We start from the raw sequence: 21,651 nt of genomic DNA, 5'->3' as shown, positions 1-21,651 counted from the left end.
CTTTCGTGAAAAAGAGCGAAAGTATGATAAAATCATCTGTTCTTATAAGAGTCCTGAAATATCTTGTCCAACAAAAGGGCTATCATTTATAAAAGTTGTAAACTGGTGTAAAAATAAGACTTTCGGCAAATTATCAAATCTGCCGAAAGCCTTTATTTCAAGCGTTTTTCACATATTTTCTTGAAACAGATTGTATCAAAATGCGGTTTTACATATCTATCTAATAGCCGTCTTTGATACAATGTAACTTTTCCCCAAACCTTTTAATTTTGCCCTATACTTTTTAATTTTGCCCCCATACTTTTTAACTTTGCCTCTGAGGGGTGTGCACGGAATAAAAAAGCCTTTGGGATATCTCCTGAAAGAAAATCCCAAAGGCTCCACCTGGCATTATTTATTCTCGTTAAATAACGTTTCTAAAACATCTCCATATTTTTCAAAAATTTCAAGAAGATAAGTATTCCAATGGCGGGCATCTTTTTCCGTGTTTCCGAATACATAATCCTCCTGCCCATAATCAATGACATCGAATGCCGGCATTGCCTTGCTTGCCCCTGCCGTCCTGTAAGCTGCGATATCTTTTAAAGAAAATGTGACTGCGGAAACATCCTCATGGTTTACCCAGCCGCTGATGTCCTTCCCTGCAGCTTCTTTGGCCGTTCCATTTGACTCCTGCCCTGCCGCTCCCGGCTTAGAAACAGAAACGGCGCCATCCACATATTCCCCATACATCTGGTCAACATAGAGGGAAAAGGAATCTCCCAATGCTTCAGACGGGACATGGCCGCCGTCCCACTGCCATTCAATCTCTGCATCAGCCCCTGCATTCAGCCATGCGATCTGCAGGTTCAGGGAATTGAACAGTGAGATGTCCCCTTCTGATGCACCCATAATGATTTTGATCCATGTTGGATCATCCGTGTTTTCGGCGCCGATGTAGTTTAAGGGGTTATACAGAGAAACAATATGATTCCCATACCTGTCTCCTGCATTGACCTCTTCGATATCCGCTTTATATGCAGCAACCATATCTTTGTAAGACTCATAGTTTGCAGAATCGCCCTTCCCGGTGGCAGACTGCGTTGTCCCGCCGTCAGGTGTCCCCACTATCATCTCCCCGGATTCTCCGCCCGGCATTCCGCTGTCAGGCATATTTCCGTCGGGAGGTGTCCCTCCAGGACCGCCCTCCGGCATTTTGCCGGACATTTCTCCATCCGGCCTGCTACCGCCCGGCATTCCGCCTCCGGGCATTTCTCCATCCGGCCTGCTACCGCCTGGCATTCCACCTCCCATCATGCCGCCGCTGCTGCCTTTTGCATAACGTCCTTCCAGAAATGCCTGCGCCTTATCTTCCCCTGTCATTGCCATGACAGCTTCATTACTGAGCGCACGCCCGTCTGCATCAAACCATGTCCACCCTTCGGCATAATCAAGGTTATCCAGATACCACTGCAGGTTCTGCGTAAATTCCGCCAGATACAGGTCGAGATAGGTCCCATAATACCCGTTGGTATCTGCGTGTGTTTCCGGGTCATATTCAATGGTCAGTGCAACCGTGTCATCCATATCACCATCACGGTTCAGGTCAAACCCTGCTGCACTCTCTGCCACGGAAAGTTCCTGCCCATTGATATATTCCATATAGGATTCCGACAGATACTCTGCAAGCTGCGCCTGGAAAGGCGTCTTGAAAGAGTATTCCGTGTTCAGGTAATACTCAAATGCCAGAGCCATATCCGCTTCATAGAGGGGTGTAATTGCACTGTACGCAATGCTCCCCCATGCACTGTCTGAGATTTCATAGTCCGTGCCGTCAATGGTGACCGTGGTGGAATATGTCCCATCCCCGTTTTTATACACGCCCACAGCGCCGGCTTCAATCTGGTAATCGTAAAAATCAGGATGGTTGGAGGTGGCTGCAAACATCGCCGCATGGGCGCCCCCGCCCGAACCGCCGGTAGATACAAAACAGTCCGCATTGCCGGGCAGGTTTCCGAGAAGGATATTGTACTTCACATATCGCGCAGCCGCTTTCTGGTCTGCCAGACAGGACGGGGCATCGCCCGTATAGTAAGTATTTCCCCCGTCATCAACAGCAGTATCCTGTTTTCCCCTGTTCCCGCAGGCAACATTAATATAGCCGTCAGCGGCATGGGATACAGAAGCCGCAGAATTGTTCTGTGAGCCATAGCCCGCTGCCCCGGTATTCAGGATCACAGGCGCTGTCGCCGCCGTATAGACCTGTCCGTTTGTACTTGTTATTTCTGCTTCATAGTCTATTACGAGGGAGCCTTTCACGGCAGCCTCTGCATTTTCAGATGTGGCATCGACATTTCCGTCCCCATCGGTATCAATGCCCTTAATATAAGCGCCGGGAACACATACCGATACCCCCTGCTGGTCGGGCAGTTCGGGATAAGCAACGGCAGACACGACGGAAAGCACCCATGCGTCCGCATCTTTGGAATATGTCCATTCCTGCCCTTCATTTTCTGCAAGGTTTAATGTCTGCTCAATATACGCTTTCTTTTCTTGATCCCCCTGACTGCCGCTTTCCCCTGCATTTGCCTGGGCACCGCTGCCCTCCTGCGGGGCATCCATATTCCCCGGCTTTCCTGCGCAGCCGAAGGTCCCTGCCGCCATTGCGAGGGAGAGAAACACTGCCAGTATTTTTTTATATTTTCCCATGAATATAGCCTCCTTTGCTCTGATGGCTTCATGGTACAACAGAAAGATTGAAGTTTCATTGAAAGGTTTCCTTTATTTCTGCAGGGGGATGCGGACGGCAAATTCCACTTTTGCCTCATGGCACAGCACTTCGATCCTGCCCCTGTGCGCCGTGACAACCGCCTTCGCTATGGCAAGCCCCAGTCCGTAATTCCCACTTTCACTGTTCCTTGCCTGGTCTGCACGGTAAAACCGTTCAAAGATTTTTTCACGCTGCTCTTTGGGGATTTCTTCCCCGTCGTTTATGACAGAAAGGAAAGCGGCATTCTTCCCTTTCGCTAATACAATCCCCACCGTCCCTCCATGCCCGCAGTGGCGGATGGCATTATCCAGAAGGATGGAGATAAGTTGCCTTAACTGGATGCTGTTCCCGCTGACCTGCACGCCATCCGCCACGCTGCTTTCCAGCGTTACCCCATTTTCAAAAGCCACGCTTTCAAAAGGCAGCGCTTCCCCGCTGACTAGACGGCCAAGGTCAATGCATTCCATCCGGGGGCTGACATTCTCCGTCCGGACAAGTTCAAGGAGCTGGGCCACCAGTACGCCCATCCTCTCGTTTTCATACTGGATATTTGACAGCCACTGGCTGCTGCCCGCTTCCCTTGCAAGCAGCTCGGCATTTGCACTGATAATGGAAACCGGCGTTTTCAGCTCATGGCCTGCATCTGAAATAAACTGCTTTTGCCTGCGGTAGCTTTCCTCCAGCGGCTTCACAATCTTTTTTGCAAGATATATGGCAAGGAAAAAAAGCAGCAGGATCGCACCACCGCCGAACACACATGTGTAACGGAACAAGGTAGCCATGCTGCCCTGCATGACCGTATTGTCCATAAACGCCACCAGCGTATAGCCTCCCTTATCTGCCATGAGGAACATAAGGCTCCCCCTGCTGCCATGTTCTTTCCCTCCATCCGCAATTTCCCTGGCAATTTCCGCAAGCTCCTCATCATCATAAACAAACCGCCCATCATTATCCGCCGCAAGCATCTCCCCGTTTTTGGAGAGCGCCACGGAATAGAATGTGGACAGCCGGAACGCAGGGGTATCCTCCGGGGCGTGCCTTCCCATATCCGGCCTGCCGTCAGGATGCCCTCCTGCTCCCGGCTGTGCCTCCAGCGAATAAAGCTCCACATAGCGTTCCAGCATTTCCCTGTTGGTTTTTGACACTTCATGATAACTGGAAGCGTAAATGACTGCAAGTGTCCCCAAAAACAGCAGGATCAGCACGGACATGATCGCAGCCACAATTTTCCGTCTGGATTTTCTAAACATTGTCGCACCTCAGTTCATACCCGATCCCGCGCACCGCCTTGATCTCCGTCTTTGCCCCCACAAAATACAGCTTTTTGCGTGTGAACGACATATATACTTCCACATTGTTATACTCGGCTTCGTTTTCATACCCCCATATTTTCAAGGCAAGCTGCTCACGGGTAAGGATCTGTCCCTGGTTGGCGATCAGGTATTCGAGGATGCGGTATTCCTTTTCGCCCAGACGGACACTCTGATTATTCACCGTACAGGCCAGGGATAATGTACCTGTATCAAGGACGATATCCCCGAATGACAGCGTGCCGTCCGATGAATGGATGTTCCGCCTGCCAAGGGCACGGAGCCTTGCCAGCAGCTCCTTCATCATAAACGGCTTTGTCAGGTAATCGTCCGCACCATTGTCAAGCCCTGTGACTTTATCGTCAAGCTCACTCTTTGCCGTGAGCATCAGGACAGGTGTGCGGATGCCTTTCTGACGTGCGTTTTTTACAATTTCAAACCCGTCCATTCCCGGCAGCATGACGTCAAGGATGATGATATCATAAACATTGCTTTCCACGGCATCCATGCCGGACACACCGTCAGCACAATGCTCCACCTTATATTTCTCCATGCGCAGGATTTCAACCAGTGCCTGCGCCATTCTTTTTTCATCTTCCACAAGCAGTATTTTCATATGGACACCTCCATCTTTATTGTAGCATAAAAGATTGAGGAAAGATTGAATTTACTTTTACTATTTTTTATGCTGTTAAAATAAGACGGCTTGGGAAACCAAACCGCCATATAGCCTTTATTCAGAATTGACCTCGAAGCAATACCCGACCTCCCTCACGCACCGGATGGTAAAAGGTGCATCCGGCTCCGCCTCGTACAGCTTTTCCCTCAGATGGCGGATATGGCATCCGATGGCATTGCTCTCATCCCCGTAGGAATCCTCTCCCCAGACCTTCCGGTATATCTGGTCATATGTAAGCACCTGCCCCCTGTTTGTCGCAAGCAGGCACAAAAGGTCATACTCCTTTGTGGTGAGGTTGATCTCCCGGCGGTCACGGTAAATCTTTCTCCGCCCAGGATAAATCTCCAGCCCCGGAAGCGACAGCATCGGCTCATCCCTCACCCGCAGGCATTCGATATCAGGATGGGATTCCACTATCTCCATGATTTTATCGAAGATATCGGAATCGCTGTCATGTATTTCAAATACTACTATGCGAACGATGCCATCACCTCCCCTACTTTGGCTTCATAAAATATCTTTGCAGCTTTCGGAAGCTCTCATCACTGATAGCGTGTTCAATCCTGCAGGCATCTTCTTCTGCGGTTACTTCATTGACACCTGCCGCAATGAGTTGATCCGTAAAAAATTGATGGCGTTCATAGATCTTCTCGGCGATTTCCCGCCCTTCTTCCGTCAAGTGCAGGAATCCGTCTTTATCCATTGTAAGGAAACCTCCATTCCGCAATACACCTACCGCATGGCTGATGCTTGGCTTGCTGAAGCCCATGTGCCGGGCGAGGTCTACGGAACGTACCATACCTATTTTCTTTTGTAAAACAAGGATTGCTTCCAGATAATCCTCGCCCGACGCATGAATCTTCATATTTTCCTCCTACACATTTACATTGAGCTTCCAGTTAGCTGATTTTGTCTGTAAATCAACCAGCTTCCGGTACAGCCCCTTCTTCTCCATAAGTTCAGAATGAGTCCCGCTTTCCGCAACAGTCCCCTCCGCAAGCACCACGATCCGGTCAGCCGCTTCAATGGTTCTCATCCTATGGGCAATCACCAGAACCGTTTTTCCCTTAATGAGTTTGGAAATCGCATTCTGGATTTCCGTCTCATTATCCACATCAAGAGAAGCGGTTGCCTCGTCCAGCAAAATAACCGGGGCGTCCTTTAAGAGGGCGCGGGCAATCGAAAGCCGCTGGCATTCACCCCCGGAAAGGGTAGAGCCATTCTCACCGATAACCGTCTGATAGCCCTGGGGGAGCCGCTCAATAAACTCATGACACATGGCCGCTTTAGCGGCAGCTATGACATCCTCATCCGTTGCATTTTTACGCCCCACACGGATATTCTCCATAACCGTATTGTTAAACAGCACCACATCCTGAAAGACAATAGAAAAATTTTTCATCAGCATGGTAGAATCCAATGGCGCAATATCCTTTCCACCTAGCAATATCTTCCCGCTTTCTAACGGATAAAATTTAGCGGCCAACTTTGCAACCGTACTTTTACCGCCGCCCGACGGCCCGACTAACGCCGTAACCTGCCCCTGCTTCGCCGTAAAAGAAACGTCCCGCAATACAGACTTGTCTTTCTCATAAGAGAATTTCACATGGTCAAACGTAATATCAAAACCATCCGTCTGAATATTTTTCTCCCCGGCTTCCTCCGGGTATTCCTCAATTTCTTTCAAGCGTTTCACCTGCAGGCCGACACTGAACATTTCCGCCATATTTGACATAGCGCCGGAAAGCGGGTCATACAGCCTGGAGGCTGCAATCAAAAACAAAATATACGTAAACAAATCCGTCCGGCCTCCCATAACCAGCCCATTCCCAACCACAATGACAGTCGCCAGGCCAAGCCGAAGAAACATCTGCCCGGTTGTCAGCAGACTCGCCGTTGTCAATTCAGAAGATACCTGCGCCTTTTCCGCAGCATCCATTTTCGCATCCAGTTTTTTCAGATATTCTTCTTCCTGATTACAGGCTTTAATATCCTGCACCGTTTCCAGGCACTCCTGAATCCCCTCCGCCAGTTCCAGCCTCGCTCCCATGTGCTTCTTTCCAAGTTTCTCCTGCCATCTGCGGGAAAGAAGCACGATTGCAAAAGAAATCGGAGCAACCCACAAAAGAGCAAGCCCCATCTGCCAGTTAAAAACCAGCAGGCCGACACACACGACAGAGGTTGAGATCACGGCACCCCAAAACTGCGGCACAGTATGGGAAAACGCATGTTCAAAGCTGGCACAGTCCCCCATGATCGTACTCGTCAGGTCTGAAAGGTCACGCTGGTGGAAAAAGTCAAGGGGCAAAGTCCGCAGCTTTTCCGCAAGGCGAATTCTCCGTCTCGCGCTTTCCGCATACGTCCCCATATACGCTGCCGTATATTGGAGATAATGCAGGATAAACACCACCGCCAGAATCAAAATTCCAATTCCGGTATAGAACCATGTGCTAAATTCCTGCGCCACCGTCCCTAACAGCGGAGCCAATAACCGGTTCAGGACAACCGCCAGCAGAATTACGGGGAGCATCAGACTGACGTTTGCAAGAACAGAATACACAATCCCCTTAAACAAATCCTTTGCGCCCTGATTGCTGAGAGCATATTTCTTTTTCAATGCTTCAATCATGGTTTGTATCCCCCTTTCCAACCTTCCAGGAAATCGAAGTCTGATAATCTTTCCACATGGCCGCATAAACACCGTTTCCAGCCAACAATTCCCCATGTGTTCCGCGCTCTATGATCCTCCCGTCCTTGAACACTAAAATCAGGTCGGCATCTTGTACGGTAGAAAGCCTGTGGGCAATCATCAGGACAGATTTCCCCTTCGTCAATTCCTCAAAAGCAAGCTGAATCTGATGCTCATTCTCTGCGTCAGCAAATGCAGTAGCTTCATCAAGCACGATAATAGGAGCGTCTTTCAGGATAGCCCTTGCCAAAGCAACACGCTGATTCTCGCCGCCGGAAAGATAAGTGCCGCCACTGCCTACAACAGTATCAAGCCCATCAGGGAGCCGGTCTATGATTTCCCCGCACTGCGCCATCTTGGCAGCCCTCAATACCTCCTCACGGGAAGCGGAAGGTCTGGCAGCCCGGATATTCTCTAAAAGGGTATCTTTGAAAAGGCGCGTATTTTGGAACACGAAAGCAACCCGTTCCATCAGGTCGTGCTTTGCAATATTACGGACATCCACGCCGCCGACAGAAACGCTCCCTTCCTGAACATCGTAAAAACGAGGAATCAGACTGGCCGCCGTACTTTTGCCGCTACCGGAAGCGCCAACCAGAGCAACTGTTTTTCCTGCAGGCACTTCAAAACTCACCCGATCCAGCGCTTTTTCTGCGGCTCCCGGATAGGAAAATGATACATCCCTGAACACAACACTTGCGTCTTTTGGTATCTGCAAAGAATCCGACTCCGGGAGCGGCTCTTCCTGCAAGATAGCTTCTACACGGCTGACCGCACTTTTAGCGGCCATGAGCTGCTCACTGGCAAACATGATCCGGTTCATCATCGTAGCACAGACCGGCGTAAACAAGCTGTAAAAAAGGAAATCAAGCGTCACGTCCGTATAAGCCGCCTGGCCGCTTACCGCCGATAAAATCAGCATGGCAGCCGGAATCAAAAGGACAAAAGTTCCATTCAGCGTCACGGTAAACCCGGTCAGCGGAATCCGGCACTTTAACGCATAGCCAAAAGCAAATTTCTGATATTCCTCAATAGCCGCATGAAAGTTTTTGAAAGAATAAATAGTCTGCTGAAATACCTTTACGACCGGAATGCCTCGGATATATTCAACAGCCTCCTTGTTCATTCCTTCCAGCGCGGTCATATACTTAGACATAAACTGAGCATTGTCACCGCCCATCATCTGCTTTAAGAAAAACACACTGACCGCCATAGGAATCAGACAACAGATCCCAAGCCTCCAGTCAAACAGAAAAATCAATACAAGAACAGTCACCGGCATGACAACAGCTCCGGTAAGGTCGGGCAACTGGTGAGCTAGAAACCCCTCTGTAAGCCCGGCGTTATCATCAATAATCTTCCGTAGCCGCCCGCTGGCATTTCGGTCAAAATAGCCCAACGGCAGGGTCACAATATGATGAACCGCCTCTTTTCTCATGTTTGTAGCGGTACGAAAGGCCGCAAGGTGAGAACAATTCAGCGCAAAGAAGTAGAGCAAAATGCTCAATGCTGAAAATAACACCGCCAGACATGCGTACCGGCTGCTGGAAACCGCAAACGTAACATCCCCCTGTCCGAGTACATGAATGAAATCCCGGATCACAAGCCAGATGCAGACAAACGGCAACATGGATAAAATGGTACTGATCCCAGAGAGTACGCAGCCCAGAATAGTCAGGCCGTGATATTTCCCGGCATACTGGAACATTCTGGACAACTCCCTATTATTTTGCTTATCCATAAGTCAAGCTCCTTTCTTTTTTCTGGCATACTTCATATGCCTACACGATATACCCGCCTGGCTCATTGCCCGCGCAAAAAGCAGGTAAGTTAGTATCGTTTAACTCACCTGATATAATAGAATACCTTCTTGTTTTCTGCCACTCCAAACAGCGCATATCTATCCAATCAGACACCCAAATTATTGTGCCATTAGGCAAGAATATAATTTATCCAAATTCCCCTGTAAAGAGAAATCCTCCACATGGCTTTTATCTGAAAAATACAAAGCCCGATTGCACGTCATTGCCGCAAATTCAAAGTCATGGGTAATGATCAGAATAGTTTTCCCTTTTTCAGCAAGCGATTTCAAATGGTCGGAAATCCTCCGCATATTCTGAAAGTCCAATCCGCTGGTCGGCTCGTCCAGAATCAAAACCGGCGTATCTATCCAATCCGATACCGCCAGTGTCAAGCGCTGCTTCTGCCCTCCGGAAAGAGTGGCCGGATGGAAGTCGCACCATTCATAGAGGCCATAGAGCCTTAGCAGCTCCTCAATCTGCCCGTCCTCCGCATTCTTTCTGTTCAGCTTCAATTCCTCTGCCACACTGTCGCCAAAAAGCTGACTGTCTGTATTCTGCGTGACAAAATAGGCAAAATTCCTTCTTCTTTTCCAGGAGACCTCCCTGCCGCAATATAACACCTTCCCGGATTTTTCCTTTTTGATTCCGCACAAAATATTTGCCAGCGTTGTTTTTCCTACCCCATTGTGGCCGATAACTGCGATCAGATCCCCTGAATATGCCTTGAATGACAGGTTTTCAAAAACAGGCTTTCTGCGATAGGCAAAAGAGAGGGCGCAGACAAACAAAATTTCTGACTGTTCCGCTTTCTCAGGAATTGCCGTCTCAATCTTATGCAAATCCGCAATGCGTATCCCGATTGTCTTTCGCTCCTGCTCTGGTAATTGCAGCAGTTCCTCTGACGACCACTCCTTTTCCAGCCGCCCATTTTCCATATAGAGAAAACGGTCTGCCAGATCAGTGAGATAGTATAAACGGTGTTCAGCCACCAAAACCGTATGCCCTTCTTCTTTCAGCTTCCCCATCAGCCCTTTCAATGCTTCTACCGAAAACATATCGAGATTGGCGGATGGCTCGTCAAAGACATAAATCTTAGGATTCACCGCACTCACAGAAGCTACTGCGATTTTCTGTTTTTCTCCGCTGGACATAGGGTAAATCTCTTTTCCCAACAGCATTTCGCCGTTGATCCCCCTGACTGCTTCCGCAACTCTGGTTTCCAACTCTTCAAAAGGCACACCGTAATTTTCGCAGCCAAAAGCAACTTCATCCTCTGTAATGCTGGCAAAAAACTGGCTGCGCGGGTCTTGAAAAATCGAACCGACAAGTTTTCCGATCTCATAGACTGGATAATCAGAAATAGGACATCCCAGCAAAGATGTCTTGCCGGTCAATGTTCCCTCATAAAACTTTTCCGCCAGTCCGTTGATGATACGGGTGATTGTTGTCTTGCCGCAACCGCTGCCCCCTGTCAAAACAACAAATTCACCGGATTTAATGTCCAGATTGATGTCCTTTACGCTGGAGCCTTTTGCGCCCGGATACTGAAAAGAAACATTTTCAAAAGAGACCACGGTCTGCCGCTTCTCATACCCGCTCATACTGCCACCGTCCTCTCCAAAACAAAATACATAACCGTGACAGCAATGGCCGCCACACACATGATCCAGTCTCTTTTTCGGAATAAAAGCTTTCTTCGGCAGCTATGGACTCCCGGATTGGAAATCCCCCTGCTTTCCGCAGATGCCGCCAGCTCCTCCGCAATTCTGGAAGAACGGAAGATTACCGGTGTTACAATGTACTCCATAGCGTCCAGCGGATGCCTCCATGACAACAATTTCCGCAGGCGCAGGGAAGCAAACACATCGGAAAATTCACTTCGTATCGTCGGAAAAAAGCGCAGCGTAAATGTGACGGGCAACGCAATCCCGTTCGGGGCATGGATTTTCTTAAATACAGCCACCACTTCCCCCGGAGGCATACCTAAAACGGGCTGTGCAGCCATAACCATCATCAAAATACGAAGTATCATAAACAGAAACATTTCCGGCATCAGAAATGTAACCCCATTTCCATCTGAATACAGGCGGAGTACGATAAACACACAGCACACAACAAAATATTTTACTGTCTGCCTGTAAAATCCCTGAATCAATAGATATATGCACAGAAGCCCTAACAGTGTATATATCAAAATGTCGCTTGTGAGCACTGCCACAAGCGACATCATGAGGACTATGACAAGCAGTTTCGTTCTGAAGTCAAATTTTATGCCCATAGTCTTATCTGATTGCCCCACTCTTTCTGAAATGTTTTACGATCAGCTTATTGCTGATCATACAGCCTAAAACAGCAAGAACAGCAGTAGCCACCAAACTCAACAGTACCCACTTGGGGTCGGTATAATACTGGGTTTGAATCTGAACCTGTTCCTCGCTGACGCCGGTAGCAAGAAACGCATCCTTAAAGAACCATATCTCCGACATACCATGCGCAGCCCGGACAAGTGCCGTAATAACCCACGAAACAGAAACTCTTTTAATGTCGTGGTAGCTGTCCTTTCCCCACATGGAAAGCTCGGCGATAATGCCACCGCCTAAAAACCATGGAATCATAAAAGGCCCCATCATCAAACCGGCAATGACAGCCCACATAATGTTATAAACCAGCGCAGGGCCGTGTTTGCCAACTTTCATACTCATATAAACATAAAACGGGGCAAGTATGAAACCGGCGCCAGCAGCATTGAAAATCATAGAATAAAACAGAGAAGCGCCGGTAAGCATAGAATACGCCATAAACACAACAAACATAATGGCACAGAAAATGCCTATGGTTGCCGCATCTTTGACAGAAAACTTTGTGGATACTGATTTTTCTTTTTCCATTTCGGAAATCCTCCTTTTTGTCTTACAGTAGTTAGCCAATTCTAACCTATGGACCAAAAAATAAGCCAGGTAAGCTGTTTCCTGCTTTTTTCTGACAGAGGATATTTTAGAGCAAATCAGACTTTTTCGCCACTCCAAAAAGTTCAATTCCTATCCATTTGGACACTCTTTCTCAAAGCGGTAGGTGGAATACCATAAACACTCTTAAATGCAGACGTGAATTTATTTGGATTCTCATATCCTATTTTTGCAGCAATCTCTGTAATCGACAAGACTGACTCTTTCAGCATCCGTTCTGCCACTTGTAACCGATATGTCCGAAGATATGCATAAATGGAAGAACCGTACACCCCGCGAAAACACCTTTTCAGAGCAGTAGGCGATATGTGAAATCTCTGTGCCAACTGTTCAATAGTAAAATGCGATGTCAAGTCAGTCGTGATAAATGCAGCAATTTCTTTAATCAATTTAACCTGGCTGCTACTATAATAATCTGTCTGTACCACTTCTTCTTCCGCATCAAGGTCACTTAAAAAAAGCAGCAGTTCTAATATTTTAACTTTCATATAGCCTGCTTTTCGCTTCTCTCTGACATGGTACATTTCTGAAAAAATATGTTCCACTGACGGATTTGCCCGCATAATACAACAGCGGTTTTCTTCACAAATATATGTATGAATTTTCTCTAAGTCAATACCCAACATTTCCATAATGGAACGAATCTCTGGTATTATCTCATCCAAATTAATAACAACAGTAATCCCATGATAATGGTTCAACGGGAATGATGAATACGATTTTTTACGCGTCAGCGAACCAATCGCCAAATCCCCCTGTGCCATATAGCAACAACTGTTTTCACCAAAACTACACTCATACCGCCCTTCACGACAATGATTTATTTCAATTATGTTTTTTGCCGTAGACTGTTTCTGGTTACAGTACGCTGTATGCATATCGTTGTAAAAAAGTTCTATTCCTGCAAAGACCGAATAACAGGTAATTTCTCCCGTCCCCGTTTCATTTTCAAACTGAAACTTTGTACACGCAGATGTAGATTTTTGGGTTATAAGCGCTGTACCATATAAATCAATTCCATGAAAAGAATCATTCTTCTTTGTTTGTATAATATTATCGCTTAGGGTTGAACCGGCTAAAACCATAGCTGCCATTTCATATGTGCTATTCATAGAATCTCCTCCTTGCTTGTAGTTAGTTATATCTAACCATTATAAGTATAAGCAAATTAAAACGCTTTGTCAAGTGTGTGGGAAAGCATCACTGATAATACTCCTTAAAAATAATAGAGGCTTTATGTAGTCACACCGTCTTTACTATACTCCGCATCATTTTTGCGGAATAATACCCTCCAGCACCTATGAGTAAGCTGTGGAGGGTATTCCCTATACCTTTATCTCCGTTTCATTTCTAAATACAAACTAAATGCCCTTCTTATTCCATCGCCCAATTCTGGCTCTGCGTCTGGAGCTTCACCATGCGGGCATAGATGCCATCCTTTTTCAAGAGCGTATCGGAACTGCCCTGCTCCGCCACTGTGCCTTCCGAAAGGACGACAATCTGATCCGCCCCGGCAACGGTACGCATACGATGGGCAATAATCATAACCGTCTTATTCTCAATCAGCCTTGACAACGATTCCTGAATCAACGTCTCATTTTCCACGTCAAGGCTTGCCGTCGCCTCGTCCAGCAGGATGATCGGGGCATTCTTCAGAAACGCCCTGGCAATCGAGATACGCTGGCGTTCCCCGCCTGACAGCTCGCAGCCGTTCTCACCAATCAGTGTATTCCACTTGTCCGGGAGCTTCTCCGCAAATTCGTCCACGTTGGCAAGCCTCGCCGCCTCAATCACCTCCGTATCGGTCGCATCTTTTCGCCCCAGGCGGATATTCTCCATGACCGTATTGTTAAACAGCGTCACATCCTGGAACACGATGGAATACAGGGACATCAGCGATTCCGGGTCAATTTTCGATATATCCATACCGCCTACCGTGATCCTCCCCTTCTGGATATCCCAGAACCTTGAGGCAAGGCGGGAAACCGTCGTCTTTCCGCCGCCGGAAGGCCCGACCAGAGCAGTGACCTGCCCCTGCTTTGCGGTAAAGGACACATCCTTCAATACTGTTTCCCCGCTGTTATAGGAAAACCCAACATGGTCAAAGGCAATGTCATATCCTCTGTTTGTCAGCTTCTCTGCGCCTTCCTGTTCCGGGTGGCTCAAAATTTCATCCATCCTCCTGCACTGGATATTCCTTATCATGATAATTGCACTCAGGTTATCCAATGCGGCGATCAGCGGGTCATATACACGGGAAACCAGGATCATAAAGGCAAAGAACGTAAGCAGGGTAATTTTACCGTCTGCTAACAACGCGCCTCCCGCCAGCACAGTCGTAGCGATGCCTACTTTAAGCACCATGCGCCCGCAGGTATGGAATACCGCATTGGTAAGTTCACCAATCACCGTATACTTCTCCACATCCTTTATTTTTCTGTCCAGCCCTTTCAGGTACCCCTCCTCCGCATTATTTGCTTTCAGGTCGCGCAGCGTTTCCAGGCATTCCTGTATGCCGTCCGAACACGCAATGGACACCTCGTTTACCTTTTCCTGCCTGCTGCGCATGACTCCCGCCGATGCCAGTATAATTCCGAAGGAGACAGGCAGCACCCACAGGGAGGCGAGCGCCATGCGCCAGTCGAAGATAAAGAGCCCTGCCGCAATCAAAAGGGTGGAAATAAGCGAGCCTATAAATTCCGACACCCAATGGGATAATCCGCCCTCTAATGTCGCACAGTCCGACATTAGAACCGTTGTCAGGTCGGACAGATTTTTTTTTCCGAAAAAGGACAGGGGGATCTTCCGCAGCTTCTCCGCAAGGGAAAGCCTGCGCACACCGCTCTCCACATAGGTGGCGAAAAAGGTGGCGTTGTACTGGATATAATATGTCAGCATAATGAGTCCGAGGGCAATGACCAGACCTGCGATGTAAAATGTACTTTTCCCCTCCGGGATGCCCCCATCCAGCAGGTCACCGATGAGGTTATATAACAGCACCACCGGAACCATCAGGGAAAGATTATGCAGGATGCAGGCGAAAAATGCCTTTACCATGTCCTTTGCGCCCTTGTCAGACAGGGCAAACGTGTGCTTTAACTTTTCATGCATTTGAAACACCTACCTTCCATTTTGCCGCTTTGTTGTACTGCCTCCACATTTCGGCGTACAAACCGTCTTGGTCCTTAAGCTGACCGTGTGTGCCTGTATCCGCAATCTTCCCGTCTTTGATTACCACAATCCTGTCTGCACCGGTAACCGTGGAAAGCCTGTGGGCGATCATCAGCACGGTCTTTCCCTTTGCAAGCACAGAAAACGCCGCCTGTACCTTTGCCTCATTGTCCGGGTCAGCAAAAGCGGTCGCCTCGTCCAGTATCAAAACCGGTGCGCTTTTCAGCATTACCCTCGCAATGGAGATACGCTGCTGCTCCCCACCCGACAGATACACGCCTTTTGCACCCACCACCGTATCCACGCCCTGCGGCAGTTTCTCAAGGATATCGTCGCATTGCGCGTCATGGAGGGCTTTCAGGATTTCTTCGCGGGAAGCGTCCGGTTTCGCCATCCTTACATTTTCCAGGATAGATGTTTTCAAAAGTTTAGAATCTTGAAAAACAAAAGATACCGTATCCATCAGTTCTTCTTTTGGGATATCTTTTACATTGACACCGCCGATTTTCACGCTGCCGCTGTTTACATCCCAGAACCTTGCCACGATGCTGGCAAGGGTGGTCTTTCCTCCGCCTGACGGTCCCACAAAAGCAACGTGTTCGCCCGGCTTAATCGTGAGAGATATATTTTCCAGCGCGTTCCTCTCAGCGTCCTTATACCGGAAGGAAACCCCGGAAAGTTCCACGGAATTGTCCTTCGGATGTTTCAGATGATCTGTTTCTGGCAGCGGCTCCATTTCCAGGATGCTGTCAATGCGGGACATGGCATCCGCCACGATCAGCTTATTCTCGCTGGCATACATGATTTTTGTCAGCGTCAGCGTAATGATCGGCGTGATAATGATGTAATATATCAGGTTCAGTAAAAACTCGTTTGTCACCCCGCCCGATGCCATCACCAATGCCGCTGCAACCAGTACCGCAAAAATCCCGTTTACCAGCGTGGTGTAGCACATCATGGGGAAACGCAGGTCTTTTGTATAGGCAATCACCCATTTCTCATAATTGTCGATGGCTTCCTTGAACCGCCTGAAAGAGAACACTGACTGACCGAAGGTTTTGACCACCGAAATGCCCCTTACATACTCCACCGCCTCACCCGCCATCTGCCCCAGGGCGTTGTTGTATTCTTCCATCTTTTTCGCCATGCGCTTCCCTGTCATAATGCTCATAATGATAAACGCCGCCGCAACCGGCAGAAGGCTCAAAAGCCCCAGCCGCCAGTCAAAGACAAGCAGAAGGACGATAAGCCCCACGGGTGTCGCAAGGGCATTTGCCTTGTCGGGGAGCTGGTGGGCAAGATAGGTTTCCGTTGCTGCGCTGGATTCATAAACAGTCTTCCTGACTTTTCCGCTGCCGATGCCGTCCATAAAGCCCATGGGCAGGGTCACGATGTGGTGCATTGCTCTCATCCGCATATTTGCCTGCACCCGGAACGCCGCCAGATGGGAGCATATGAGAGCCGCAATATAAATCAGGATCGCCGCCACTGCGAAAACTACCGCCATCCATCCGTTATGGGACAGGTTCTGTACATCCCCGTAATTCGGAGCCGCATCCAAAACTTCTTTGATGACTTTCCAGATGTACACAAACGGGAGCAATGCCACCAGTGCGCTCAGCGCGCTTAAGATCCATGACGCTATGGTCAGGTACTTATAGCCCCCGGCATACCGAAGGAGCCGCTTTAAATTGGATTCTTTTTTCAAAAGTAAGACCTCCTTGTATGTTTTTTTATGATAAAGGGAACGCTGCAGTCATTCCCCGTTACCCTTATGAAATATTAGTTAGTTTTTACTAACCCGCGAAGAAAAATATAATAGAAAGCCCGCAATGCAAACTTTCTATTATCGGCTGCCGGTCGGATTACTGCCCCATCTCGACTGGCGTCTCGATGGAGTTTCTCGTCAAATGCCAATCTGAGCAAGCTCGATTGGCACTTTCCTCGTTATTGTCCCATGATTTTCATCCACCCTGCGGTGTAGAAATCATTTAACTGCTGCAAAAACGCCTTTGCGTCGTCAAAAGGCATCCTATGGAGAACCATTTCAAAAAAGGCGCCTATCATCCCTGTTGCCATGATATGCTCCAGCCTTTCGTCAATTTTGGGGGAAGGAGTCCCAAGCCGCTCTAAGACTTTATAATAATGATGGGTAGCCTCCACCTCGATCTCCACCATGTCATCGATCATGGAAGCGTATTTCGTACCTGCCGAACATTTCAGGATCAGGTAAAATTCATCCATATGCTCACAGGAATATGCCAGCAGCTCATTCATACACTCTGATGACATCTTTCCCATCTGCTCTGGCTGCTTTTCCATGGGCAGGCTTTCAAAATATTCATGGGTCTGCTTATACCGCCCCATCATATATTCATAGGCCGGGTCCACCAATGCCGCGAACAGTTCTTCCTTGCTGTCGTAATAGCCGTAAAATGCCCCGGTGGTCACGCCTGCCGTTTTGACGATATTTCGCAGGGAGGCAGCCTGGAAACCCTTTTCCATAAATTCCGCTTTTGCCGCCGCATGAATCAGCTCCAGTGTGTTTTTTTCCGGCTCACTCATTCTGCCGCACGCTCCTTTCCTTGTAACAGTGTTATATATCACTGTTACATAGTATAGTCCAGACCGGAGTTTTTGTCAAGAGGATAAAATAAATTTCATCTGAATGCCCAAATCCCGTTTTGATTCTCCCTGCATTTTTATACCATTTGCAAAACCGAATACTTCATAAAAAAGAAAAGCCCCTGCCCACACTCCAAGTGCGTCAGAAGCCTTTTCTGTCCTCTAAACCTTATGCTTTTATCTCCATCCCGTTCTTAAAGGTAAACCGGACGTCATCCCTGCCGTAGACCGTCGCATAGTCCACCAGTGCGTACCATGCGCCCTCATCGAAGCTGTCCACGGCATCCCTTCCAGCGTATCCACCAGGTTCTGCATCATCTCCCGCTGCGCCTGCTTTGCCACGATCCCGTCCTCCACCTCGCCGAGCCGCGCCTTTGCCCTGTCGAACCGCTCTGCAAGGGCATTATAGCGTTTTTCGTATTCCTTCTGATTCTGCGCGATGCGGGTGTTTTCGGCAATGCACTGCTGTATCAGCTCCGCCACCACGTTCATCTCCTCCTGCAGGTGCTTTTTCTCCCTGTCCAGTTCGTCCGTCCCAAATGCCGCCTCCTTCATCTCCTCAAATGCTGCCGTAATCTCCGCCCTTTCCCTGCAGAAACTGTTCAGCGCCCTGACGAACAGCGTCTTTATGGCTTCCTCGTCAAGATGCGGCGTAGTGCATTTCTCCCCGCCGTCAAATTTATGGTTGCACTGCCAGATTACCTTCCGGTACTTATCGTTGGAATGCCATACCTTGGAGCCGTACCAGCTCCCGCAGTCCCCGCATTTTATCTTTCCGGAGAAAACGCCCACGCAGCTGTTCCGGTTCTTCCCCGGCCGCCTCGCCTTCATCAGCGCCTGGACGCTGTCAAAGACGTAAGGCTCTATGATGGCCGGATGGTTCCCCTCCACATAATACTGCGGCACCTCGCCCTCATTGACTTTTTTCTTCTTGGAGAGGAAATCCACCGTGTAGACCTTCTGGAGCAGGGCGTCGCCTTTGTATTTCTCGTTGGTGAGGATGGATTCCACCACCGCCTTGCCCCACACTTTCTTGCCGCCCGGAGTCGGGATGCCTTCTTCCGTCAGTATCTTTGCGATTTTATAAGGTGAATGCCCATGCAGGAACAGCCCGTAAATCTTCCGCACCGTTTCCGCCTGTCCTTCGTTGATGATAAGGTTCCCGTCCTCTCCCCGGTCATAGCCGAGGAACCTGCCGAACGGGACGCTCACCTTGCCGTCTGCAAACCGCTTCCTCATGCCCCAGGTGCAGTTTTCCGAAATGCTCCGGCTCTCCTCCTGCGCCAGCGAGGACATGATGGTGATGAGCAACTCGCCTTTGGAATCGAATGTCCAGATGTTTTCCTTCTCAAAATAGCATTCGCAGCCGTTCTCCTTCAGCTTCCGGATGGTGGAGAGGCTGTCGACCGTGTTCCTTGCGAACCTTGACACGCTCTTGGTGATGATGAGGTCGATGCGTCCGGCGAGGGCGTCCTCCACCATCTGGTTAAAGCCGCTACGGTGCCGTGTGGAGGTTGCACTGATCCCCTCATCCGAATACAGTTTGACAAACTCCCAATCCTCCCGGCTCTGTATGTAATTCGTATAATAATCGCACTGTGCGGCGTAGCTGGTCTGCTGGTCTTCCATGTCGGTGGAAACGCGGGCGTAGCCTGCCACCCTCCGCTTCTTCCGGCTGCTGATCGGGTCCGCCGTAAAGCGGTTTAGCGTAGCCGGTATCGTTGTCACGTTCTTTGCCATTTCCTCACCTTCCCTCCATAAAAATGACACGCGAGGCTCCCATCCTCCAGCGCCGCAAGCTCCTTTACCTGTTTTTCAAATTCAGCCCCGTCAAATTCCTCCATGCCCATCAGGTAAGCCGAGATTTTGCGGATGTCCGAATCCTGGAAATCCCGCCCGTTGCATTCCGTCCGGACTCTTGACTTTCCGCTGCACCGCCAGTAGGTGTATTTCCCATAACAGCAGTATTTGTGGTAAAGATTGCCGCAGGAGGCGCACCGTATCTTCCCCGTAAATTCCTCCGTGGATGTGTTCTCGTGCCTGCTGCCGCGGAGCTTCAGGGCTTCATGCATCCTGACCGTGCCGTCCTTCAGATGGAAGTCTATGCTCCCGGTTTTCTGCACCACCATCCGCTCCAGCGTTTCCTCAAAAAAGCCTTCGTTAAATTCATCCTGCCCCATAACCTTGCAGAAGATTTCCCTTATCTCCGAATCCGGGTAATTCACGCTGTCGCAGGTCACGCCGTGGCTGCTTTTGGCGCGGCAGTACCAGTAAAGATGCCCGCCGTCCGCAGTCTGGCTTACCGCCCTGCCGAAACACCGCCCGCAGGTTCCGCAGAAAATCTTCCCATCAAAAATGTTTTTCGGGCGTTTCCCTGCTGGCTTGTCAGGCTTTGGGGGCTTCACCGGCTCCGGCGGGGCCTCCCACACCTTTGTCTGCCCGTCCAGGAACGCCGCCTCAAGGCTGCCATCCGGAAGTACGGTAAGCCCCCGGACGGATTCCCCGAAAGCCTCTGCATCAAATTCCTCCATCCCCATCAGGCCGGCGCATATCCTCTGGAGCTGTTCTTCGGAATAATTGCGGCTCCGGCAGGTGATGCCTTTCTCTTTCTTCGCCCTGCAGAACCAGCTCACATATTCCCGCCCTTTCACAGTGGCCGAACGCCTCGTATAATGGCATCCGCAGATGCCGCATTTTATCTTCCCCGTGAAAGGGTATGCAGGATTTACCAGCGCCGCCCTTCTGATGATCTCATCCTGTGCCTTGTCAAAAACCTCGCGGCTGATGATCGCCGTATGGTCGTTTTCCACATAATACTGCGGGAGCTGCCCCTGATTCTTAATTTTATTTTTCCGTATGGGGTCTTCAATAAAGCATTTCTGGTACCTGCGGTCGCCGATGTAAATCTCGTTGCGCAGGATATAGTTTAAATGGGTGTAGGAAAGGTCATATCCCCTCCATGATTTTATCCCAGCCGCTTCCAGTTCGCTTTTGATTTCCCCAAGCGGCATGCCCGATGTGAACCTCTCGAATATCAGCCTTACGGCTTCTGCCTCTTCCGGCACGACCTCATAATTTTCGCCGTCATAGCTGTATCCGAATACCCGTTTGTTCTTCACTCCGTTCTCGCCGGACTGGTACCTTTTCCGGATTCCCCATTTCGAATTTTCCGAAATGGAGCGGCTCTCCTCCTGTGCAAACGAGGCAAGGATGGAAAGCATCAGCTCCCCGTCCCCGGAAAAGGAATGGATATGCTCCTTTTCAAACCGCACCTCCACCCCGATATCCTTTAAATGCCTAACAGTGGACAGCAGGTCCACTGTGTTCCTCGCAAACCTTGATATGCTCTTGGTCAGCACGATGTTCACCTTCCCCGCCTCGCAGTCCGCAATAAGGCGGAGGAACTCGCTGCGTGCCGCCGTCCCGGTCCCGCTGATCCCAAAATCCGCATACACCCCGGCATATTCCCACTCAGGGTTTGACTGTATCAGCCCGTTATAGTAACTCACCTGTGCGGAAAGGGAATGGGCGAGGCGGTCCGTTTCCATGGACACGCGGGCGTAGGCTGCGACTTTCTGCCGCTTCTTCAGAGCCGGTATTTTCGGCTCTATCCTGCTTATCTTCGCCATAAGATCACTCCTTCCGCTACTATACATCACT

At 49.3% G+C, this 21,651-nt stretch carries 17 protein-coding genes; 1 reads left to right on the top strand and 16 read right to left on the bottom strand.

What is annotated here, in order from left to right:
- Positions 1 to 184, top strand: a 184-nt coding sequence (locus tag E5329_RS30800) for a hypothetical protein (RefSeq protein ID WP_275443450.1), incomplete at its 5' end; no start/stop codon positions are given.
- 206 nt (positions 185 to 390) lie between these two features.
- Here the strand turns inward: E5329_RS30800 and E5329_RS18495 are convergent.
- The 16 genes from E5329_RS18495 to E5329_RS18420 all read right to left on the bottom strand — a co-directional run bounded on the left by E5329_RS18495 (position 391) and on the right by E5329_RS18420 (position 21,620).
- Positions 391 to 2,688 (bottom strand): hypothetical protein, encoded by a 2,298-nt coding sequence (locus E5329_RS18495; RefSeq protein ID WP_135990874.1) that lies wholly within the window; start codon positions 2,686 to 2,688, stop codon positions 391 to 393.
- 72 nt (positions 2,689 to 2,760) lie between these two features.
- Positions 2,761 to 3,999, bottom strand: a complete 1,239-nt coding sequence (locus E5329_RS18490; RefSeq protein WP_275443449.1) for a sensor histidine kinase — start codon at positions 3,997 to 3,999, stop codon at positions 2,761 to 2,763.
- Entirely contained in the window at positions 3,992 to 4,675 is a 684-nt protein-coding gene (locus E5329_RS18485) for a response regulator transcription factor (RefSeq protein ID WP_135990873.1), read from the bottom strand. The genes E5329_RS18490 and E5329_RS18485 overlap by 8 nt, the downstream gene beginning before the upstream one ends.
- 117 nt (positions 4,676 to 4,792) lie before the next feature.
- Positions 4,793 to 5,161, bottom strand: a complete 369-nt coding sequence (locus E5329_RS18480; RefSeq protein WP_275443448.1) for a winged helix-turn-helix domain-containing protein — start codon at positions 5,159 to 5,161, stop codon at positions 4,793 to 4,795.
- A 73-nt stretch (positions 5,162 to 5,234) separates the two neighbouring features.
- Entirely contained in the window at positions 5,235 to 5,603 is a 369-nt protein-coding gene (locus E5329_RS18475; RefSeq protein ID WP_135990871.1) for a metal-dependent transcriptional regulator, read from the bottom strand.
- Positions 5,604 to 5,612: 9 nt separating this feature from the next.
- Positions 5,613 to 7,367 carry an ABC transporter ATP-binding protein gene (locus tag E5329_RS18470; RefSeq protein WP_135990870.1) on the bottom strand — a complete coding sequence of 585 codons (1,755 nt, stop codon included), beginning with the start codon at positions 7,365 to 7,367 and terminating at the stop codon, positions 5,613 to 5,615.
- A complete protein-coding gene (locus E5329_RS18465; protein WP_135990869.1) occupies positions 7,360 to 9,168 on the bottom strand; it encodes an ABC transporter ATP-binding protein in 1,809 nt (602 codons plus the stop codon). The genes E5329_RS18470 and E5329_RS18465 overlap by 8 nt, the downstream gene beginning before the upstream one ends.
- A 180-nt stretch (positions 9,169 to 9,348) precedes the next feature.
- Positions 9,349 to 10,830, bottom strand: a complete 1,482-nt coding sequence (locus E5329_RS18460) for an ABC transporter ATP-binding protein (protein ID WP_135990868.1) — start codon at positions 10,828 to 10,830, stop codon at positions 9,349 to 9,351.
- Positions 10,827 to 11,507, bottom strand: coding sequence for an energy-coupling factor transporter transmembrane component T (locus E5329_RS18455; RefSeq protein WP_135990867.1), 681 nt, complete (start codon positions 11,505 to 11,507; stop codon positions 10,827 to 10,829). The genes E5329_RS18460 and E5329_RS18455 overlap by 4 nt, the downstream gene beginning before the upstream one ends.
- A 4-nt stretch (positions 11,508 to 11,511) precedes the next feature.
- Positions 11,512 to 12,117 (bottom strand): MptD family putative ECF transporter S component, encoded by a 606-nt coding sequence (locus tag E5329_RS18450; RefSeq protein WP_135990866.1) that lies wholly within the window; start codon positions 12,115 to 12,117, stop codon positions 11,512 to 11,514.
- A gap of 143 nt (positions 12,118 to 12,260) precedes the next feature.
- Positions 12,261 to 13,307: a helix-turn-helix domain-containing protein gene (locus tag E5329_RS18445; protein ID WP_275443447.1), complete on the bottom strand. Its 1,047-nt coding sequence runs from the start codon at positions 13,305 to 13,307 to the stop codon at positions 12,261 to 12,263.
- 262 nt (positions 13,308 to 13,569) lie between these two features.
- On the bottom strand, positions 13,570 to 15,306 hold the full coding sequence (locus tag E5329_RS18440) for an ABC transporter ATP-binding protein (RefSeq protein WP_135990865.1): 1,737 nt from the start codon (positions 15,304 to 15,306) through the stop codon (positions 13,570 to 13,572).
- Positions 15,299 to 17,074, bottom strand: coding sequence for an ABC transporter ATP-binding protein (locus E5329_RS18435; RefSeq protein ID WP_135990864.1), 1,776 nt, complete (start codon positions 17,072 to 17,074; stop codon positions 15,299 to 15,301). Before E5329_RS18435 ends, E5329_RS18440 begins: the two co-directional genes overlap by 8 nt.
- A 239-nt stretch (positions 17,075 to 17,313) precedes the next feature.
- Positions 17,314 to 17,931, bottom strand: a complete 618-nt coding sequence (locus E5329_RS18430; RefSeq protein ID WP_135990863.1) for a TetR/AcrR family transcriptional regulator — start codon at positions 17,929 to 17,931, stop codon at positions 17,314 to 17,316.
- A gap of 237 nt (positions 17,932 to 18,168) precedes the next feature.
- Positions 18,169 to 19,731: a recombinase family protein gene (locus E5329_RS18425; RefSeq protein ID WP_330572249.1), complete on the bottom strand. Its 1,563-nt coding sequence runs from the start codon at positions 19,729 to 19,731 to the stop codon at positions 18,169 to 18,171.
- Positions 19,716 to 21,620: a recombinase family protein gene (locus tag E5329_RS18420; protein ID WP_168356684.1), complete on the bottom strand. Its 1,905-nt coding sequence runs from the start codon at positions 21,618 to 21,620 to the stop codon at positions 19,716 to 19,718. Before E5329_RS18420 ends, E5329_RS18425 begins: the two co-directional genes overlap by 16 nt.
- Between the last annotated feature and the right edge of the window lie 31 nt (positions 21,621 to 21,651).

The organism is Petralouisia muris, from assembly GCF_004793545.1.
Taxonomy (GTDB): Bacteria; Bacillota; Clostridia; order Lachnospirales; family Lachnospiraceae; genus Petralouisia; species Petralouisia muris.
This window is presented reverse-complemented; position numbering and strand designations above follow the sequence as displayed.

Excerpts from the sequence above, each read along its gene's own strand:
- E5329_RS18430 (WP_135990863.1), bottom strand. The coding sequence starts at position 17,931 with ATGAGTGAGCCGGAAAAAAACACACTGGAGCTGATTCATGCGGCGGCA.
- E5329_RS18420 (WP_168356684.1), bottom strand. The coding sequence starts at position 21,620 with ATGGCGAAGATAAGCAGGATAGAGCCGAAAATACCGGCTCTGAAGAAG.
- E5329_RS18495 (WP_135990874.1), bottom strand. The coding sequence starts at position 2,688 with ATGGGAAAATATAAAAAAATACTGGCAGTGTTTCTCTCCCTCGCAATG.
- E5329_RS18450 (WP_135990866.1), bottom strand. The coding sequence starts at position 12,117 with ATGGAAAAAGAAAAATCAGTATCCACAAAGTTTTCTGTCAAAGATGCG.
- E5329_RS18475 (WP_135990871.1), bottom strand. The coding sequence starts at position 5,603 with ATGAAGATTCATGCGTCGGGCGAGGATTATCTGGAAGCAATCCTTGTT.
- E5329_RS18460 (WP_135990868.1), bottom strand. The coding sequence starts at position 10,830 with ATGAGCGGGTATGAGAAGCGGCAGACCGTGGTCTCTTTTGAAAATGTT.
- E5329_RS18480 (WP_275443448.1), bottom strand. The coding sequence starts at position 5,161 with ATGGAGATAGTGGAATCCCATCCTGATATCGAATGCCTGCGGGTGAGG.
- E5329_RS18440 (WP_135990865.1), bottom strand. The coding sequence starts at position 15,306 with ATGCATGAAAAGTTAAAGCACACGTTTGCCCTGTCTGACAAGGGCGCA.
- E5329_RS18445 (WP_275443447.1), bottom strand. The coding sequence starts at position 13,307 with ATGAATAGCACATATGAAATGGCAGCTATGGTTTTAGCCGGTTCAACC.
- E5329_RS18485 (WP_135990873.1), bottom strand. The coding sequence starts at position 4,675 with ATGAAAATACTGCTTGTGGAAGATGAAAAAAGAATGGCGCAGGCACTG.
- E5329_RS18425 (WP_330572249.1), bottom strand. The coding sequence starts at position 19,731 with ATGGCAAAGAACGTGACAACGATACCGGCTACGCTAAACCGCTTTACG.
- E5329_RS18455 (WP_135990867.1), bottom strand. The coding sequence starts at position 11,507 with ATGGGCATAAAATTTGACTTCAGAACGAAACTGCTTGTCATAGTCCTC.
- E5329_RS18490 (WP_275443449.1), bottom strand. The coding sequence starts at position 3,999 with ATGTTTAGAAAATCCAGACGGAAAATTGTGGCTGCGATCATGTCCGTG.
- E5329_RS18465 (WP_135990869.1), bottom strand. The coding sequence starts at position 9,168 with ATGGATAAGCAAAATAATAGGGAGTTGTCCAGAATGTTCCAGTATGCC.
- E5329_RS18470 (WP_135990870.1), bottom strand. The coding sequence starts at position 7,367 with ATGATTGAAGCATTGAAAAAGAAATATGCTCTCAGCAATCAGGGCGCA.